Source organism: Actinomyces radicidentis (assembly GCF_001553565.1).
GTDB classification, from domain to species: Bacteria; Actinomycetota; Actinomycetes; order Actinomycetales; family Actinomycetaceae; genus Actinomyces; species Actinomyces radicidentis.
In genome coordinates this window covers 1,738,383-1,755,976 of record NZ_CP014228.1, presented here as the reverse complement: position 1 = coordinate 1,755,976, position 17,594 = coordinate 1,738,383, and the positions used below count along the sequence as shown (strand labels likewise).

At 72.9% G+C, this 17,594-nt stretch carries 17 protein-coding genes; 4 read left to right on the top strand and 13 right to left on the bottom strand.

The window, feature by feature from the left end; genetic code table 11:
- Positions 1-8: 8 nt before the first annotated feature.
- Positions 9-920 carry a carbohydrate ABC transporter permease gene (locus tag AXF14_RS07460; RefSeq protein ID WP_067942128.1) on the bottom strand — a complete coding sequence of 304 codons (912 nt, stop codon included), beginning with the start codon at positions 918-920 and terminating at the stop codon, positions 9-11.
- Between the two features lie 149 nt (positions 921-1,069).
- Positions 1,070-2,194, bottom strand: coding sequence for a GuaB3 family IMP dehydrogenase-related protein (locus AXF14_RS07455; protein WP_067942127.1), 1,125 nt, complete (start codon positions 2,192-2,194; stop codon positions 1,070-1,072).
- A 66-nt stretch (positions 2,195-2,260) separates the two neighbouring features.
- On the opposite strand from AXF14_RS07455, the gene AXF14_RS07450 reads away from it, so the two are divergent.
- Positions 2,261-3,034, top strand: coding sequence for an exonuclease domain-containing protein (locus AXF14_RS07450; protein WP_067942125.1), 774 nt, complete (start codon positions 2,261-2,263; stop codon positions 3,032-3,034).
- 75 nt (positions 3,035-3,109) lie between these two features.
- Here the strand turns inward: AXF14_RS07450 and guaB are convergent, their stop codons facing one another.
- Complete coding sequence (gene guaB, locus AXF14_RS07445) at positions 3,110-4,642, bottom strand: IMP dehydrogenase (RefSeq protein ID WP_211260067.1); 1,533 nt, start codon at positions 4,640-4,642, stop codon at positions 3,110-3,112.
- Between the two features lie 330 nt (positions 4,643-4,972).
- Here guaB and AXF14_RS07440 point away from each other — a divergent pair, with 330 nt between their 5' ends.
- Complete coding sequence (locus AXF14_RS07440; RefSeq protein ID WP_067942122.1) at positions 4,973-5,266, top strand: WhiB family transcriptional regulator; 294 nt, start codon at positions 4,973-4,975, stop codon at positions 5,264-5,266.
- Between the two features lie 148 nt (positions 5,267-5,414).
- On the opposite strand, the gene groES is transcribed toward AXF14_RS07440, so the two are convergent.
- The gene (groES, locus tag AXF14_RS07435) at positions 5,415-5,711 is read right to left on the bottom strand and encodes a co-chaperone GroES (protein ID WP_067942120.1); all 297 of its coding nucleotides are present in this window, start codon (positions 5,709-5,711) and stop codon (positions 5,415-5,417) included.
- Between the two features lie 172 nt (positions 5,712-5,883).
- Entirely contained in the window at positions 5,884-6,726 is an 843-nt protein-coding gene (locus AXF14_RS07430) for a SanA/YdcF family protein (RefSeq protein ID WP_236755346.1), read from the bottom strand.
- A 228-nt stretch (positions 6,727-6,954) separates the two neighbouring features.
- Between AXF14_RS07430 and AXF14_RS07425 the strand changes: the two genes are divergently transcribed.
- Both AXF14_RS07425 and AXF14_RS07420 read left to right on the top strand, forming a co-directional pair.
- Complete coding sequence (locus AXF14_RS07425) at positions 6,955-8,169, top strand: class I SAM-dependent methyltransferase (RefSeq protein ID WP_067944182.1); 1,215 nt, start codon at positions 6,955-6,957, stop codon at positions 8,167-8,169.
- A 149-nt stretch (positions 8,170-8,318) separates the two neighbouring features.
- On the top strand, positions 8,319-9,497 hold the full coding sequence (locus AXF14_RS07420) for a glutamate--cysteine ligase (protein WP_067942118.1): 1,179 nt from the start codon (positions 8,319-8,321) through the stop codon (positions 9,495-9,497).
- 135 nt (positions 9,498-9,632) lie between these two features.
- Here AXF14_RS07420 and tsaD read toward each other — a convergent pair whose 3' ends face one another.
- The 8 genes from tsaD to tsaE all read right to left on the bottom strand — a co-directional run bounded on the left by tsaD (position 9,633) and on the right by tsaE (position 17,571).
- Complete coding sequence (gene tsaD, locus AXF14_RS07415) at positions 9,633-10,679, bottom strand: tRNA (adenosine(37)-N6)-threonylcarbamoyltransferase complex transferase subunit TsaD (RefSeq protein WP_067942116.1); 1,047 nt, start codon at positions 10,677-10,679, stop codon at positions 9,633-9,635.
- Positions 10,680-10,834: 155 nt separating this feature from the next.
- Entirely contained in the window at positions 10,835-11,608 is a 774-nt protein-coding gene (locus tag AXF14_RS07410) for a succinate dehydrogenase/fumarate reductase iron-sulfur subunit (RefSeq protein WP_067942114.1), read from the bottom strand.
- On the bottom strand, positions 11,605-13,602 hold the full coding sequence (locus tag AXF14_RS07405) for a fumarate reductase/succinate dehydrogenase flavoprotein subunit (RefSeq protein ID WP_067942112.1): 1,998 nt from the start codon (positions 13,600-13,602) through the stop codon (positions 11,605-11,607). Before AXF14_RS07405 ends, AXF14_RS07410 begins: the two co-directional genes overlap by 4 nt.
- Positions 13,603-13,616: 14 nt before the next feature.
- On the bottom strand, positions 13,617-14,336 hold the full coding sequence (locus AXF14_RS07400) for a succinate dehydrogenase cytochrome b subunit (protein WP_067942110.1): 720 nt from the start codon (positions 14,334-14,336) through the stop codon (positions 13,617-13,619).
- 331 nt (positions 14,337-14,667) lie between these two features.
- Complete coding sequence (locus AXF14_RS07395) at positions 14,668-15,219, bottom strand: GNAT family N-acetyltransferase (RefSeq protein WP_067942109.1); 552 nt, start codon at positions 15,217-15,219, stop codon at positions 14,668-14,670.
- Positions 15,216-15,938, bottom strand: coding sequence for a tRNA (adenosine(37)-N6)-threonylcarbamoyltransferase complex dimerization subunit type 1 TsaB (gene tsaB, locus AXF14_RS07390; protein ID WP_067942108.1), 723 nt, complete (start codon positions 15,936-15,938; stop codon positions 15,216-15,218). Before tsaB ends, AXF14_RS07395 begins: the two co-directional genes overlap by 4 nt.
- A 9-nt stretch (positions 15,939-15,947) precedes the next feature.
- A complete protein-coding gene (locus AXF14_RS07385) occupies positions 15,948-17,006 on the bottom strand; it encodes a hypothetical protein (protein ID WP_150118446.1) in 1,059 nt (352 codons plus the stop codon).
- Between the two features lie 10 nt (positions 17,007-17,016).
- Positions 17,017-17,571, bottom strand: coding sequence for a tRNA (adenosine(37)-N6)-threonylcarbamoyltransferase complex ATPase subunit type 1 TsaE (tsaE, locus tag AXF14_RS07380; RefSeq protein WP_067942106.1), 555 nt, complete (start codon positions 17,569-17,571; stop codon positions 17,017-17,019).
- Positions 17,572-17,594 lie beyond the last annotated feature (23 nt).

Sequence of the window (17,594 nt, the reverse complement as noted above, 5' to 3'; positions counted from 1 at the left end):
CCCCTCTCTCAGTCCAGGTCCGTCTCGCCGGCGCGGGTGAGCCGGTACTGGAGGATCGTGATGGCGGCGAGGACGATGAGCAGGCCGACGGCCATGGCGGAGGCGTAGCCGAACTGGAAGCGCCCGAAGGCCATGTCGTAGATGTAGTACTGCAGGACGCGCGAGGCGTTGACGGGCCCGCCGGCGGTGGTGACCGAGACGGTGTCGAAGACCTGGAACGATCCGATCATCGTCATGATGAGGACGAGCGCGAGGATCGGCCGCAGGAGCGGCACGGTGATCCGCCAGAACATCGTCCACTCACGGGCGCCGTCGACCTTGCCGGCCTCGTAGACCGTGCCCGGGATCGACTGGAGGCCGGCGAAGATGAGCAGGGCCGTGTAGCCCATGTGCCGCCACACGTTGATGAGGGCGATGGTCGGGATGGCGAGCGAGGTCGAGAAGAAGTTGACCGAGCTGCCGGTGATGGCCTCGATGATCTGGTTGGAGATGCCCAGGGTGTTGTCGAGGATCCAGAGCCAGAGCATGGCGACGACGACGTTGGACACGAGGTAGGGCGTGAGCACGATGGCCCGCACGAAGGTCGACTGCGTCAGCCGCTGCATGAGGACGGCGATGACGAGCGCCATGATCGTCTGGACGCCGATGTTGATGACGACGTACTCGAGGGTGACCTTGACGGCGTTCCAGAAGATCGAGTCGTGCACCATGCGCGTGTAGTTCGCGCCGCCGGTGAAGGTCTCGGGCGTGAGGAGGTTGTACTCGGTGAAGGACAGCCAGATGCCGCGGATGAGCGGCCAGATGTAGAAGGCGATGAGGCCGATCCCGGCGGGGATGATGAAGGCGATGCCCAGCGCCCGGTCGTCCTTGGGGCGCTTCCGGGTGCGGGTGCGCGAGGCCACGGTGGTGGCTGCTGACATGGGGACTCCGTTCGTCGTTGAAGGAGACCGGCGGACGCCGGCGCGGACGGCGCGGGGAAACCGCTTCGTTTCGTCAGGGAATATACCGCGGGGCGCCCTGTCGGCAGGGGCGCCCCGCGAGGCCCGGCGTCGGTCCGCCGGAACGGCGGTCAGCTGGGGTCGTAGGGGGCGACGACGACGTCGACCCGCTGGAGCTCCTTGACGTCCGCGTAGCCCGTGGTGGCCAGGGTGCGGCGCAGGGCGCCCATGATGTTGAGGGTGCCGTCGACGCGGTCGGAGGGGCCGTTGAGGATCTGCTCCATGGTGCCGACGGTGCCGACGTGGCTCCTGTAGCCCCGGGGCAGGCGCTCGTGGCGGGACTCCGAGCCCCAGTGGTAGCCGCCGCCGGGGGCCTCCTCGGCGCGGGCGAGGGCGGCGCCCAGCATGACGGCGTCGGCGCCGCAGGCGATGGCCTTGACGACGTCGCCGGAGTTGCCGACGGAGCCGTCGGCGATGACGTGGACGTAGCGGCCGCCGGACTCGTCCATGAAGTCGCGGCGCGCGGCGGCGACGTCGGCGACGGCGGTGGCCATGGGCATGTGCAGGCCGAGCACCTGGCGGACCGAGGAGGAGGCCCCGCCGCCCTGGCCGACGAGGACGGCCGCGGCGCCGGTGCGCATGAGGTGGAGGGCGGCCGTGTACGTGGTGACACCGCCGACGAGGACGGGGACGTCGAGCTCGTAGATGAAGCGCTTGAGGTTGAGTGGCTCGGCGGAGCCGGACACGTGCTCGGCGGAGACGGCCGAGCCGCGGATGACGAAGAGGTCGGCGCCGGCGTCGACGACGGTGCGCCAGTGCCGCTGCGTCTGCGCGGGGCTGAGGCGGCCGGCGACGATGACGCCGGCCTCCTTGATCTGGGCGAGGCGGGCGCGGATGAGCTCGGGCTGCACCGGCGGGCGGTACACCTCCTGGAGGACGCGGGTTGCGTCCTCGGGGGCGGCCTGGCGGATGCGGGCGAGGGCCTCGGAGGGGTCCTCGTAGCGGGTCCACAGGCCCTCGAGGTCGAGGACGCCGACGCCGCCGAGGCGCCCCACCATGATGGCGGTCTCGGGGCTGACGACGGAGTCCATGGGGGCGGCGAGGATGGGCAGGTCGAGGTGGTAGGCGTCGAGCTGCCAGCCGACGCGGACGTCGCGCGTGTCCCGGGTGCGTCGGGCCGGGACGAGGGCGATGTCGTCGAAGGAGTAGGCCTGACGCGCCCGCTTGGAGCGGCCGATCTCGATCTCTGCGCTCATGGCGCGATCGTATCCGGCCGTCAGCGCCCCGCCGGACGTGTCGTGGGGCGGTGGCACACTCGCCCCATGAGCGAGCAGCAGCACCCCTCCCCCACGACGTCCGGTACGGCGAGAGCCGCCGGCTGGGCGGACGGCCCCCTCCTCGGCTTCGACACGGAGACGACGGGCGTCGACCCGCGCTCGGACCGCCTCGTCACCGCCGCCCTCGTGGCCCGCGGGCCGCGGCGCGCCGACGACGGCCGGGACCAGGAGGTCCTCACCTGGCTCGCCGACCCGGGGGTCGAGATCCCGGCGGTGGCTGCGGCCGTGCACGGCATCTCGACCGAGCGCGCGCGCGCCGAGGGGCGACCGGTCGAGGAGGTCCTCGAGGAGGTCGCCTCGCGGCTCGCGGCCGCGATGGCGGCGGGGACGCCCGTCGTCGCCTTCAACGGCTCCTACGACCTCACCCTCATGGAGTCCGAGCTCGCCCGCCACGGCCTGCCGACGCTGCGCGAGCGCCTCGGCCGGGAGCTCGGCCCGGTCCTGGACCCCCTCGTCCTGGACCGGAAGGTGGACCGCTACCGCAAGGGCAAGCGCCGCCTGGGCGACATGTGCGCCGTCTACGGCGTCGTCGTCGACGAGGCGCTGCACACCGCGGAGGTCGACGTCGCGGCGACCCTCGACGTCCTCGAGGCGATCCTGCGGGCGCACCCGGAGGTCGCGCGGCTCGACGCCGACGAGCTCGTCGCCTTCCAGGCCGCGGCGCACCGGGACTGGGCGGTCTCCTTCAACGACTTCCTGCGCCGCAAGGGCCGCCCTGCCGACGTCGAGACGGCCTGGCCGCTGCCCGAGGGCCTGTGAGCGCACGGCGCCCCCGCGAGCGGGTGCTCGCGGGGGCGCCGTCGTCGCGGGGCCGGACGTGCCGGCCCGGCGCTTTCAGTTGTCGCGGCCGGTGTAGTTCGGGGCCTCGACGGTCATCTTGATGTCGTGCGGGTGGGACTCCTTGAGCCCCGCGCTCGTGATCCGGACGAACTGGCCGTTGGCCTGGAGCTCGGGGATGGTACGGGCACCGACGTAGAACATCGACTGGTGCAGGCCGCCGACGAGCTGGTAGACGACGTCGGCCAGCGAGCCGGAGAAGGGCACCTGGCCCTCGATACCCTCGGGGACGATCTTGTCGTCGCCGGTGACGTCGGCCTGGAAGTAGCGGTCCTTGGAGTAGGACTTGCGGCCGCGCGAGCTCATGGCGCCGAGCGAGCCCATGCCGCGGTAGCGCTTCCACTGCTTGCCGTTGACGAAGACGAGGTCGCCCGGGGACTCGGTGCAGCCGGCCAGGAGCGAGCCGAGCATGACGGTGTCGGCTCCGGCGACCATGGCCTTGGCGATGTCGCCGGAGTACTGCAGGCCGCCGTCGGCGATGAGCGGGACGCCCGCGGGACGGCAGGCCCTGGCGGCCTCGTAGACGGCGGTGACCTGCGGGACGCCGACGCCGGCGACGACGCGGGTGGTGCAGATGGAGCCCGGGCCGACGCCGACCTTGACGCCGTCGACGCCCGCGTCGATGAGGGCCTGGGCGCCCTCGCGGGTGGCGACGTTGCCGCCGACGATCTCGATGCCGGAGAACGCGGAGTCCGTCTTGAGTCGGCTGATCATCTCGAGGGCCAGCTTGGCGCCGCCGTTGGCGGTGTCGACGACGATGACGTCGACGCCGGCCTCGGCCAGGGCTCCGGCGCGGTCCCAGGTGTCGCCCCAGTACCCGACGGCGGCGCCGACGACGAGGCGGCCCTCGGCGTCCTTGGTGGCGTGGGGGTACTTCTCGGTCTTGACGAAGTCCTTGACGGTGATGAGGCCGGTGAGGTGGCCGGCGTCGTCGATGAGGGGGAGCTTCTCGATGCGGTGCTCGGCCAGGAGCGCCTTGGCGTCCTCGCGCGAGATCCCGGTGGGACCGGTGATGAGGCGCTCGCGCGGCGTCATGCACTCGCGCACCGTGAGGGTCGACCACTTCTCGGAGGGCACGAAGCGCAGGTCGCGGTTCGTGATGATGCCGAGGAGGTTGCCGGCGTCGTCGACGACGGGCAGGCCGGAGACCTTGTAGTGGCCGCAGAGCTCGTCGAGCTGGGCGATCGTGGCGTCGGGGCCGATGGTGACCGGGTCGGAGACCATGCCGGACTCGCTGCGCTTGACGCGGCGGACCTGCTGCGCCTGGTCCTCGATCGAGAGGTTGCGGTGGAGGATGCCGATGCCGCCCTGGCGGGCCATGGCGATCGCCATGTCGGACTCGGTGACGGTGTCCATGGCGGCGCTGAGCAGCGGCGTGGCCAGCGAGATCCTCTTGGTGAGACGGGAGGTCGTGTCGACCTCGGAGGGGATGACGTCGGTCAGCCTCGGGAGGAGGAGGACGTCGTCGTAGGTCAGGCCGGTGGGTGCGAAGAGGTCAGAGTTGGTGATCGAGTCGCTCACCCTTCGCATGGTAGGACCCGCACCGCCCGGCGCGCACACCGATCTTCCTCACGTGCCCGCCGGACAGCGAGGGCTGCCGCACACCCGAACCGCCCCTGACCTGCACATTCACCCGTTTGACATCGAATCGTTCAATATCAGGTCCGCATCACTATCAATTCACCCGCACCGATAGCGGACCCCCGGTAGCCTCCGTCACAATGCCCCGCGCGACGGGTGAAACCCGCACAGGAATCCTTGTCGGCACCCAGGGCGTCTTTTAGTGTTGCGCCAGACACAGCCACCTGAGCCGTGCCGCCGACGTCGTCGCTCGGCTTCCACCTGAGGAAGGCACCACCCATGACGGAGAGCTCGCGTCAGCCCGGCCCCATCGTCGCCCTGTGGGAGTGGCAGTACGACGGCGCCTGCATCGGCATGGACTCCGCGACCTTCTTCCACCCCGAGGGCGAGCGCGGCTCCAACCGCCGCCGCGACGAGGAGGCCAAGGCCGTCTGCCGCACCTGCCCCGTCATCGTCGACTGCCGGAACCACGCCCTCGCGACCCACGAGCCCTACGGCGTCTGGGGCGGTCTCACCGAGGAGGAGCGGCGCGAGCTGATCGAGCAGCGCGAGCGCCACGAGCCGGTCGCCTGAGGCCGGAGGCTCCGGGGCCGCGGCGAGCTGGCCGCGACAGCGGCCCAGCGGCGGTTCCCCCGGCCAGCACGACGGACGGAGGGGCGGGAAGCAGATGCTTCCCGCCCCTCCGTCGTCTCCGCGCGACCCTCGGGTCACGCGGCAAGAGTCACTTGGTGACGACCGCGAGCACGTCGCGGGCCGAGAGGATGAGGTAGTCCTCGCCGGCGTACTTGACCTCGGTGCCGCCGTACTTGGAGTAGATGACGACGTCGCCCTCGGCGACGTCGACCGGGATGCGCTTGCCGGAGTCGTCGACACGGCCCGGGCCCACGGCCACGACCTTGCCCTCCTGCGGCTTCTCCTTGGCGGTGTCCGGGATGACCAGGCCGGAGGCGGTGGTCTGCTCGGCCTCGACCGTCTGGATGACGATCCGGTCCTCGAGCGGCTTGATGGAGATCGACATGGCGTCCTCCCCTTCTCGCTTGTTGAGCGTGTGGAATGTCGGTTGGTCGCGCCCGTCCGGGAGGGCCGCCGTCGCGGGGGTCGGCCTGTTCCGTCGCTGGTGCGAGCCGCGAGAGCGTGCCGGGCACGTTCCCGCGTCTGGAGCCGAATCTACGCGCGGAATTAGCACTCAGTCAACGCGAGTGCCAAACGGGCGGACGCGGTTCGCCCAGGGCGTGCGGGGCTCGGCGCAGCGCCGCCCGGGCGCGCTCAGGATCCTCCCGGGTCCAGGCGACGGCGGCCGCGACGTCGCCCTCGGCGGGCTGGTCCGAGGGGGCTCGTCCGCTGAGGACGTCCCAGGCGGCCTTGACGGCGGCGGGTCGCTCGCGCAGCCACGAGTCCCTCCAGCGGTGGGGGCTGCGCCGCCGGGCGAGCGGGTCGGAGGCGCCGGCGGCGGACAGGCCGACGGCCCGCGCAATGGCCACGGCTCGGGGCACGTGAAAGTCCTGGCTCACGAGCACGGCCCGGCGCACCCCGAGGACGCGGAGAGCCCGGACGCAGGTGTCGTAGGTGTCCAGGCCGGCGCGGTCGAGGACGATCGCGGGTGCGGGCACGCCGACGCGCACGAGGTGGTCGCGCATGACGGCCGGCTCATCGCGCCACGCGCGCCTCCCGTCCCCGCTCACGACGACGGCGTCGACGAAGCCGGCGAGGTACAGCCCGGCGGCGGCGTCGAGCCGGTAGGCCAGCCAGGGTGAGGGAACGCCCCCGGGCCAGACGGCGGCGCCGAGGACGACGGCGACGGCGGGCTCCCCCTCGTCGTTCCCGCCCGAGGGCCGAGGCGCCGGCCCGTCCCCGTCGGGGGCCCCCGCCACGAGCTCGTCCCAGTCGCGGACCCGTCCCCTGCTCGCCAGGGAGATCCAGGCGTTGGACGAGGCGAGGAGGACGCCCGCGCCGAGCGAGCCGGCGCCCGCGAGCGCGGCGCCCCCGAGCAGGAGGCCGCGGGCGGCTACGGCGGCGGACGGGATGCGGTGCACAGGACCTCCTCGCTGCTGCAGAACCGCTCGAGAACGGGTCGTACGAGCCGGACCCCGCCAGGACGACGCGGCCAGCGCACTCTAACCGGGCGTGCCATGATCCGTCCCGTGAGCCACTTCGCACCCTCAGGCACCCCGTCGCGCAGTCGCTGGCACGACCCGCGCCCCGCCCAGGGCTCGCCCGAGGCGGCAGGGCTCGCGCCGCTCCTCACGCCCGAGGGGTGGGCGCTGCTCTCCTCCCTGCCGCCCTACGAGGAGTCGGAGGCCCTGACCCTCGGGGAGAGGCTGCGCGCGGAGGGCCACGACCCGGCGCTCGTCGCGGCAGCGCTCACCCAGCAGCGCCTGCGCGGGCGCGCCGCGGCGAAGTTCGGGCCCTTCGCGGAGCGGATGCTCCTGACCCCCGACGGGCTCGAGCAGGCGACGCGCCTCGTCGTCTCCGCGCACCACGCCGCCCGCTTCGCCGCCGCCGGCCCGAAGCTCGCGGCCGATCTCGGCTGCGGGATCGGCGGCGACGCGATGGCGCTGGCGGGTCTCGGCCTGCGGGTCCTCGCCGTCGAGCGGGACGAGGCCACGGCCGCCCTCGCCACCGTCAACCTCATGCCGTTCCCCGAGGCCGAGGTGCGCTGCGCCGACGCCATGGCGATCGACCTCGACGCCGAGGGCGTCGACGCCGTCTTCGCCGACCCCGCGCGTCGCGCCGGCGGGCGCCGCATCACGGACCCCGAGCAGTGGTCCCCCGCTCTCAGCCGCGTCCTGGCGCTCCGGGAGCGCGTCGAGGCGCTCGGCGTCAAGGTCGCTCCCGGCATCGACCACGCGCTCCTGCCGGCGGACTCCCACGCGCAGTGGGTGAGCGTTGACGGCGAGGTCGTCGAGGCGGGAGTCTGGTGCGGCCCCCTCGCCCCGGAGGGGCCGGGCCGCTCCGCCCTGTGCCTGCGCGCCGGGGCCGACGGAGAGGCCCGCGCCCACGTCCTGCGCGACCCGTCCTGCACGAACCCCAGCACTCCGCCCGAGCAGCTCGAGCCCGTGGCGGACGCAGAAGCCCTCGGCAGCTGGGTCCACGAGCCCGACGGCGCCGTCATCCGCGCCGGGCTCGTCGGGGCGGTCGCAAGGCGCCTCGGAGCCAGACCCGTCGGCGAGCGCATCGCCTACCTCACCGGGGACGCGCCCGCGCCCGCGGAGCTCGTCCCCTTCGTGCGCTCGTGGCGGCTCATCGACGTCCTCCCCCTGCGCACCAAGGCGCTCCGCGGTCGCGTGCGGGAGCGCGGGATCGGACGGCTCGAGATCCACAAGCGCGGCGTCGACCAGTCCCCCGACCTGCTGCGCAAGCAGGTCCGCCCCTCGGGGACCGCCTCCGAGACCTGGCTGCTCACCCGCGTGGGAGCCCGGGGCGGCGGCCTCGCCCGGGGCGCCGTGCTCGTCGTCGAGGACGCCCCGTCGGCCTGACCGCCGCGGAGGAGCCGCCAGGGGCCCGCGGAGCACGGCACCCGCGGGGCGCGCCGCACCGGCCCTGACCAGCGTCGACGCCTCCCGGCCCCTACGATGGGCCCGCGGTCCCGCTCGGGCCCGCGCTCACGCGCCCCTTGAGGAGCCTCATGGCACCGGCACGACTCATCCACCGCGAGCCCCTCCCCTTCGCACGCTCGCCGCGCTCGACCCTCGGCGTCGAGTGGGAGCTCCAGCTCGTCGACCGCGACAGCCTCGACCTGCGCCAGTGCGCCGCGGAGATCCTGCGCGAGGTCGGCCCCGACGAGAACATCCACGGCGAGATGATGCTCAACACCGTCGAGCTTGTCTCCGGGGCGCGGCGGACGGTAGCGGAGTGCGTCGAGGACATCGCGCACGCCTACGACCGGCTCCTGCCCGTGACCCAGCCGCTCCGCGTCGAGCTGGCGAGCGCCGGCACCCACCCCTTCGCCGACCCCCTCGTCCAGAAGGTGACGGACTCGGAGCGCTACGAGCGGCTCGTCGACCGCACGCGCCTGTGGGGCCACCAGATGCTCATCTTCGGCACGCACGTCCACGTCGGCATCGAGGACCGCGACAAGGCCCTGCCGATCCTCAAGGCCCTCCTCACGCGCACGGCCCACCTGCAGTGCCTGTCCGCCTCCTCCCCCTTCTGGGCGGGCGAGGACACGGGCTACGCGGACAACCGCGCCATGATGTTCCAGCAGCTGCCGACGGCGGGGGCCCCGCACCAGCTCGGCACGTGGGAGGAGCTCGAGGCCTACGCCGGCGACATGATCCACACCGGCGTCATCGAGGACTTCACGGAGGTCCGCTGGGACGTGCGGCCGTCGCCCCGCCTCGGCACGGTCGAGGTGCGCGCCTGCGACGCGGCCACCAACCTCACCGAGCTCGCCGGGATCGCCGCCCTCACGCAGTGCATGGTCGAGGACTTCTCCCGCCGCCTGGACCGCGGCGAGGAGCTCGACTCCATGCCGGACTGGTACGTCGACGAGAACAAGTGGCGCTCGGCCCGCTACGGCATGGGCGCCATCCTCATCACCGACTCCGCCGGGAACGAGGAGCTCGTGACGGACACGGTGCGCCGGATGCTCACCGAGCTCGAGCCGGTGGCCGCGGACCTGGGCTGCGAGGCCGAGCTGGCCGGGGTGGCGGCGACGCTCGACGCGGGCGCCTCCTACCAGCGGCAGCTCGCCGCGGTCGGGGCGGCGGGCGGTGCCCACGAGGCGGCCGTGCGGCTGCTCCTCGCCGAGGTCCGGGCCGGTCGCCCGCTCACGCCGAGCGAGGTCCTCTCGCTCGGCGCCTGACCGGCTCGCCGACGTGAGGAGGCGGCCCGCACCTGGTGGTGCGGGCCGCCCTCCTGCGTGCGGTGGTCGCGCGGCCGGCGGACCGGGGGGGGGGGGGACGCCGATCGACGGCTCGGCCCTCGGCCGGGGCCGACGTCAGTGCACGACGGTGACGTCGAGCGGCATGCCGGAGTCGGGCGCGAAGCCCATGGGGCTCGGGGCGACGCCGGCGCGGACGGCGGCGGAGCCGAGCGCGGCGATCTGGGCGCCGTTGTCCGTGCAGTACCTGAGCGGCGGGAGGCGCAGCTCGATGCCGGCGGCCTCGCAGCGCTCGGCGGCGAGGAAGCGCAGGCGCGAGTTGGCGGAGTAGCCGCCGCCGACGACGAGGGTGCCGACGCCCTGGTCGAGGCAGGCCTGGACGGCCTTGGCGGTGAGGGGGTCGTTGACGGCCTCGGAGAAGGCGGCGCAGACGTCGGCCTTGGGGACCTCGCTGCCGGCGTCCTCAAGGGACTCGACGTAGCGGGCGACGGCGGTCTTGAGGCCGGAGAAGGAGAAGTCGTAACGGTGGCGGTCCTTGTCCTTCGCGGCGGACAGGCCGCGCGGGAAGCGGATGGCCTTGCGGTCGCCCTCCTGGGAGAGTCGGTCGACGTGCGGGCCGCCGGGGTAGGGCAGGTCCAGGAGACGGCCGACCTTGTCGAAGGCCTCGCCGGCGGCGTCGTCGAGGGTACCGCCGAGCTCGACGACGTCGGTGGCGATGTCCTTGATGGACAGGATGTTGGAGTGGCCGCCGGAGACGATGAGACCGATGAACTGCTCGGGCAGCGGGCCGTCGACGAGCTCGTCGACGGCGAGGTGGCCGATGACGTGGTTGACGCCGTAGACCGGCTTGCCGATGGAGGCGGCGAGCGCCTTGGCGGCGGAGATGCCGACAGTGAGGGAGCCGATGAGGCCAGGGCCCGCGCAGACGGCGACGGCGTCCACCTCGGAGAGGTCCACGTCGGCCTTGGCCAGGGCGGCGTCGAGCGTGGGCACGAAGGACTGGAGGTGGGCGCGGGAGGCGATCTCCGGGATGATGCCCCCGAAGCGGGCGTACTCGTCCATGGAGGTCGCGACGACGTCGCCGAGGAGCTCGCGGCCCCGCACCAGCGCCACGCCGGTCTCGTCGCAGGTGGACTCGATGCCGAGGATCAGTGGTTCGCTCACGGTCCGCAAGCCTAGCCCCTCCCTCGGCGCTCCCGGCCCCGGGGTGACGGGGACGACGCCCGACGTCGGCGGGCGCGCTCCCGGACGGCGAGCACGACGGAGGGGCGGCCGTCCTCGCGGACGACCGCCCCTCCGGGCGCTGGTGTCTCGGGGCTTCAGGCGTGCGCCTTCGTGCCCTTCCAGACGGCGTGGCCGAGGTCGCGGTTGAGGCGCGTGATGACCTCGAGCGGGACGGACTTGGGGCACACCGCGGCGCACTCACCGATGTTGGTGCAGCCGCCGAAGCCCTCGGCGTCGTGCTGGCCGAGCATGCTCACCACGCGCGGGAGGCGCTCCGGCTGGCCCTGCGGGAGCAGGCCGAGGTGGGAGATCTTCGCGGCGGTGAAGAGCATGGCGGAGGCGTTGGGGCAGGCGGCGACGCAGGCGCCGCAGCCGATGCAGGCGGCGGCCTCGAAGGCGGCGTCGGCCTTCTCCTTCTGGACGGGCACGGCGTGCGCCTCGGGGGCCGCGCCCGTGTTGACCGAGATGTAGCCGCCGGCCTGGACGATGCGGTCCAGGGCGGAGCGGTCGACGATGAGGTCCTTGAGGACCGGGAAGCCGGTCGAGCGGAAGGGCTCGATGGTGATGGTGGAGCCGTCCTTGAAGGACGGGTCCTCGGCCAGGTGGCGCATGTGCAGCTGGCAGGTCGTTGAGCGGATCGGACCGTGGGCCTGACCGTTGATGACGACGCCGCACTGGCCGCAGATGCCCTCGCGGCAGTCGGAGTCGAAGGCGACGGGCTCCTTGCCCTCGCCGAAGAGCTGCTCGTTGAGCAGGTCGAGGACCTCGAGGAAGCTCATGTGCTCCTCGACGCCGGACATCGAGTACTCCTCGAAGCGGCCCTCGGCGTCGCGGTTCTTCTGGCGCCAGATCTTGAGCTTGATGTTCACTTGTAACTCCGCTGCTTGAGCTCGATGTCCTTGTAGATGAGGTCCTCCTTGTGGAGGATCGGCGGCTGGTTCTCGCCGCCCCACTCCCACGCGGCCACGTAGAGGAACTCGTCGTCGTGGCGCAGGGCCTCGCCCTCGGGGGTCTGCGACTCGGCGCGGAAGTGCCCGCCGCAGGACTCGCGGCGGTGCAGCGCGTCGATGCACATGAGCTCGGCGAGCTCGAAGAAGTCGAGCAGGCGGCCCGCCTTCTCCAGGGACTGGTTGAGCTCCATGGCCTCACCGGTCACCTTGCCGTCGCGCCAGAACTCCGCCTTGAGCGCGCGGATCTGCTTGATGGCCTCGCGGAGGCCCTCGTCGCGGCGCTCCATGCCGCAGTACTCCCACATGATGCGCCCGAGGGCCATGTGGAAGTCGTCCACGGAGCGGGTGCCCTGGAGTGCCATGAGGCGGTTGATCCGGTCCTCGACGCTCTTGCGGGCCTCGGCGACCTCGGGGGCCTTCGGGTCCGGCTTGCCCTCGCGCAGGGCGTCGGCGAGGTAGTCGTTGAGCGTGTTGGGCAGGACGAAGTAGCCGTCGGCGAGGCCCTGCATGAGGGCGGAGGCGCCGAGGCGGTTGGCCCCGTGGTCGGAGAAGTTGGCCTCGCCGGCGACGTACAGGCCGGGGAGGTTGGACTCGAGGTCGTAGTCGACCCACAGGCCGCCCATCGTGTAGTGGACGGCGGGGTAGATGCGCATGGGGACCTCGTAGGGGTCGTCGCCCGTGATGCGCTGGTACATCTCGAAGAGGTTGCCGTACTTGGCGGAGACCTGGTCCTTGCCGAGACGGCCGATGGCCTCGGAGAAGTCGAGGTAGACGCCGCGGCGCATCTCACGCTCGGTCCCCTCCGGCGAGGTCTCGCGGATGGCGGGGCCGACGCCGCGCCCCTCGTCGCACATGTTCTTCGCCTGGCGGGAGGCGATGTCGCGGGGGACGAGGTTGCCGAAGGCGGGGTAGATGCGCTCGAGGTAGTAGTCGCGGTCCTCCTCGGGGATCTCGCGCGGGTCCTTGGCGCAGTCCTCGGCCTTCTTGGGCACCCAGATGCGGCCGTCGTTGCGCAGCGACTCGCTCATGAGGGTGAGCTTGGACTGGAAGTCGCCGGACTGCGGGATGCAGGTCGGGTGGATCTGCGTGTAGCACGGGTTGGCGAAGTAGGCGCCCTTGCGGTGGGCGCGCCACACCGCGGTGCCGTTGCAGCCCATGGCGTTGGTGGACAGGAAGAAGACGTTGCCGTAGCCGCCGGTGCACAGCACGACGGCGTCGGCGAGGTGCTCCTCGATCTCGCCGGTGACCATGTTGCGGGCGATGATGCCCTTGGCCTTGCCGTTGATGACGATGAGCTCGAGCATCTCGTGGCGGCGGAACTCCGTGACGGTGCCCGCGTGGACCTGGCGCTCGAGGGCCTGGTACGCGCCGATGAGGAGCTGCTGGCCGGTCTGGCCGCGGGCGTAGAAGGTGCGGGAGACCTGGACGCCGCCGAAGGAGCGGTTGTCGAGCAGGCCGCCGTACTCGCGGGCGAAGGGGACGCCCTGGGCGACGCACTGGTCGATGATGTTCGCGCTGATCTCGGCGAGGCGGTAGACGTTGTCCTCGCGGGAGCGGTAGTCGCCGCCCTTGACCGTGTCGTAGAAGAGGCGGTAGGTCGAGTCGCCGTCGTTGCGGTAGTTTTTCGCCGCGTTGATGCCGCCCTGGGCCGCGATGGAGTGCGCGCGGCGGGCGGAGTCCTGGTAGAAGAAGGACTTCACGTTGTAGCCCTGCTCGCCGAGCGAGGCGGCGGCCGAGGCGCCGGCGAGGCCGGTGCCGACGACGATGACCTCGAGCTTGCGGCGGTTGGAGGGGTTGACGAGCTTGGCCTCGAACTTGCGCTGCTCCCAGCGGCGGTCGATCGGCACGTCGTGGGGGGCCTTGGTGTCGGCGATCTTCTCGCCGACGGTGTACAGGTCGGTGGTGTCAGTCATTTGGTGCGTCTCTCTCAGTGCGTGAGGATGCCGGCGGCCTGCGCGGCCTGGTGGTAGGCGGCGGCGCTCATCGGGGCGTCGACCCAGCCGAGGAGGATGGCCGTCGGGACGATCATGAAGGCGATGAAGACGCCGAAGGCGACGATGAACGCGATGACGCGGATCGCGGGGACCGTGTTGCGGCGGGTGGCGCCGAGGGTCTGGAGGGCGGACCAGACGCCGTGCCAGATGTGCAGGCACAGGGCGGCCAGCGCCACGAGGTAGATGAGGTAGACCCACCACTGGTTGAAGCCGTAGTACATGTTCATGTACGCGCGGCCGTGCTCGTAGGCGCCACCGGCCTGGATGGTCAGGGTGGTGAACTGGAGGATGTGCCAGATGATGAAGAGCAGGAGGATGACGCCGCCCCAGCGCATGGTGCGCATGGCGTAGCGGGAGGCGAAGTACTCCGCTCCGGGCTTCTTGACCGCGTACTTGTCCGTGCCGCGGGCCTTCTTGTTGCGGGCCCACAGGTGGAAGGCGCTGCCGGCGTGCAGGAGGATCAGCGCGATGAGCACGCAGCGCATGATCCACAGGAAGCCGCCGTACGGGAGGATCGGCATGAGGAGCCGGCGCAGGAAGTGCGCGTACTCGTCGTAGGCGATCTCGCCCTCGAAGTAGTGGGTGTTCCCGTAGGCGTGGAAGACGAGGAAGAGCATGAACACGATGCCCGACCACGCCATCAAGCGCTTCATGAACACGGTGGTGCGGTAGGGGGTCCGCTTTCGGGGGGCGGAAACAGTAGAAGAGGCCACGTCCGCAGGTTAGGCAGGGACGCTGCGCCGATGGTCCTAGACGACGGAACCGTTCTCCGACCTCCGCCGGGGATCCGCGTGATCCCGGGCCAAGGGTGGTGCGTGCACGGCCACGCCCGGGCCGCTGGACGGATGCTCGGGCCGCGTCGGATGGTCGGACCCGTCGTCATTTCGTGACAAAGGCGTCAGACAAATGCCGGGGGCCCGGTCGCGCGGACCGCGTCGTCGCGGGAGCGCCCCCGGGCAGCGCGGGCGTCGGCCCGCTCCGGGCTCAGAGGGCCTCGGCGCCCACGGGCCCGGGGCCTGCCGGCGCGCGCAGGACCCGGCGCATGACGAGGGCGTCCTCGACGGGGGCGAGGTAGTAGCGGCGCCGGGTTCCGATGCCCTCGAAGCCGTGGGCGGCGTAGAGCCGCTGGGCACCCTCGTTCGAGGCCCTCACCTCGAGGAGGACGTCCTGGCAGCCCCGGTCGGCCACGAGCCCCACGAGGTGCTCGAGCATGGCGGTGGCGATCCCGCGGCGCCGGGCGGCCGGGACGGTGGCGATGGTGAGGAGGTCGGCGCTGCCACGGCCGTCCCCGAACCACGCGCCGGCGTAGCCGAGGACGAGCGGCTCCCCGTCCTCCCCCGGCTCCTCGACGACGACGTAGACGCGGTCCGCGCCGGACCCCGAGGCGGCGGCGAGCTCGTCCACCAGGAGCGGCTCGCTCCAGGCCTCGCCGCCGAAGAGCTCGCTCTCGAGGCGCGCGAGCTCCGGGACGTCGTCGGGGCGGGCGGGCCGGAGGACCGGTCCGCCCGCCCCGAGGGCGGAGGAGGGTGCGGTCACAGGGCGCGCTTGCGGCTCGTGGGCATCTGGGCGTCAGCGTGTCGCAGGTAGAGGGGCTCGGTGGAGAGCTCGTCGCCCGCGGCGCGCCGCGCGAGGGCGATGCGGACCTGGGCGCGGGCGTCGCCGGAGACGGGGGCGAGGGCCTCGCGTCCCCGGGCGATCTCGGGGTAGAGGACCGCGCCGGAGCCGGCGACGAGGTCGGCCTCGCCCAGCCCGGCGGCGTCGGCCGGGGCGAGGACCGCGAGCTCGCCGAGGCGCTCGACGTCGTCGGCGCCCCTGGCGCGGTAGCGGGCGGCGTAGACCTCCTTGCGGCGGGCGTCGGTGACGACGAGGACGGTCGCGGAGGCGGCGGTGTCCTCGCCGTCGCGCTCGGCGACGGCGTCGAGGGCGAGGCGGGCGACGGCGTCGAGGCTGGGGACGCCGAGCACGTCGATCCCGCGGGCGCGGCCGACGGTGCGGGCGGTGACGAGGCCGGCGCGCAGGCCCGTGAAGGGGGCGGGGCCGGTGGCGCCGACGACGAGGTCGAGGGGGGACTCCGCGACGGCGGGCTCGGTGAGGGCGCCGGCGAGCATCGGGCCGAGTGACTCGGCGTGGTGACGGGAGTCGGGCTGCTCGGCGGAGGCGAGGACCTCGAGGGCGGTGCGGCCCTCGATGGAGGACTGCGCGTCGCAGACGAGGAGCTGGCTTCCGAGTGAGGAGTCGATGGAGAGGATGCGCACGGGCCCAGACTAGGCCCTCGGCGCCCCGGCGCCGTCCTCCGGGGCCGTGGTGCTCGACGCCTCGGGCTCGTCGTGACGGGGCTGGCCCTGCACGGGCCCCGTGCCGGCTCCAGTGTCGGCTCCCGGGTCGGCGCCGATCGCGGGCGCGTCGGCGGCCTCCCGGGCCACCGTGGGAAGGGCCGTCGCGCCCGCTCGTCGGGCCGTGGTCCCCTGGGCGGCGGCGCCGGCGGTGACTCCCTCGCGCAGCGGCGCCATGACACGGCGCTCGTGGCGCACCGTGATGACGGTGATGGCGATCCCGATGAGGACAACGCCCACGACTGTGGCCCACACGCTCCAGTCCGAGCCGCTGCTCGTGCCGGCCGCGGTCGTGGCACCGGCGTCACCGCCGCGTCGCTCGCGCAGGACGTCGAGGTAGGCGCCCACCTCGACCGGTCCGGCGAGCTCGGCCCGTGCGGCCGTCCCGACTGCCGTCACGGTCGAGTCGGCGAGGAGGTACCAGGCGCCGTCGCTGTCGCGGACGAGCTCCGTGCCACGCGCTCCGACGAGCTCGTCGACGGCTCCGGCGACGTCGGCGTCCTGGACGAGCTGACCGGTGGGGTCGGAGCCCGCGGCGGAGACGAGGAGGACGGCCGTCGCGGCGTCGTCGACGGTGACGGCCACGGTCCAGTCGTCGGTGCGCGCGGTGGGGTCGGCGGCGTCGGCCGCAGCGGCCTCGTTCCAGGCCCGCACGGCGACGGGCTCGGAGAGGGCGACGTCCGCGTCGGCGCCGACGGCCTGGCGGACCAGGGCGAGGCCGCCGTTGGACGCCCAGGAGGAGACGGCGGCGCGCTGCTCGTCGGCGGTGCTGTCGGCCGCGGCGTCGTCCGCGGTCGTCGACGCGGCGCTCGGGGCGGCGGTGGAGGTCGTCGGGACGCCGGATGAGGGGCCGGATGACGGGCTCGCGGTGGCCCCGAGCGCGGGGGCGGTCGGCGCCAGCAGGGCCGGGAGGGCGAGGGCGAGGGCGGCGATCGGGCGCAGCACGGCGCGGGCGGCGCGCGCCGTCCTTCTCCGGTCCCCGCCCGTCATGGTCTGACTCTCAGGAGTCGAGGACGCTGAGGTCGATCTCGGCCCAGCGCGGGCCGAGGGCGGTGACGGTGACGGTGCGTCGGCCGTCGTCGACGCCGTCGAGGTCGGTGACGCCGGGCTCGGCGGTCCCGCCGTCGTCGACGAGGCCGCCGTGGGGGCGGGTGACGTCGATCTCGAGGCGGTCCTGGGAGAGCCCCTCGACCTTGTCATCGCCCCACTCGACGAGGGTGACGGACTCGTCGAGGGACGAGTCGAGGTCGAGGGCGTCGATCTCCTCGAGGGTGTTGAGGCGGTAGGCGTCGACGTGGATGAGGTCGGGGCCGTCGCCGAGCGCGGGGTGGACGCGGGCGATGATGAAGGTGGGGCTGGAGACGCGGCCGCGCACGTCCATGGCGGCGCCGACGCCCTGGGCGAGGGTCGTCTTGCCGGCGCCGAGGCCGCCCGAGAGCATGACGAGGTCGCCGGCGCGCAGGAGGGCGGCGAGGCGCTCGCCGAGGGCGCGGGTGCCGTCGGCGTCGGTCGTCTCGATGACGACGCGGTTGGTGGTGTCCTGGTTCTGGCTCACTGCTGCTCCTGGGTGGTGCTGAC